Source organism: Pseudomonas sp. HY13-MNA-CIBAN-0226 (genome assembly GCF_040310305.1).
In the GTDB taxonomy this organism is placed as follows: domain Bacteria; phylum Pseudomonadota; class Gammaproteobacteria; order Pseudomonadales; family Pseudomonadaceae; genus Aquipseudomonas; species Aquipseudomonas gregormendelii.
Window position 1 is genome coordinate 1 of sequence record NZ_JBEOPS010000621.1, and the last position, 237, is coordinate 237.

At 67.1% G+C, this 237-nt stretch carries 1 protein-coding gene; it reads right to left on the minus strand.

From position 1 onward, the window contains the following. A partial coding sequence (locus AAEZ05_RS30155; RefSeq protein WP_350650336.1) for a condensation domain-containing protein occupies window positions 1-237 on the minus strand: 237 nt, incomplete at both ends.

Sequence of the window (237 nt, forward strand, 5' to 3'; positions counted from 1 at the left end):
GAACAGCGGCGTCGGCGCGAGCACGCCACTGCAACGCTGGGCCAGGGACAACGCCGCGTGTTCATGGCGCAGTAACGTGGTCAGCCGTGCGTGGGTGGCCTTGACGGCGGTGCGCACGTCCTGGGCGTCCACGTCCACGCGAAACGGCAAGGTATTGATGAAAATGCCCAGGGCGCGGTCGGTGGCATGGCTGCCCTGCATGCGCCCCATCAACACAGTGCCGAACACCACCTGGGG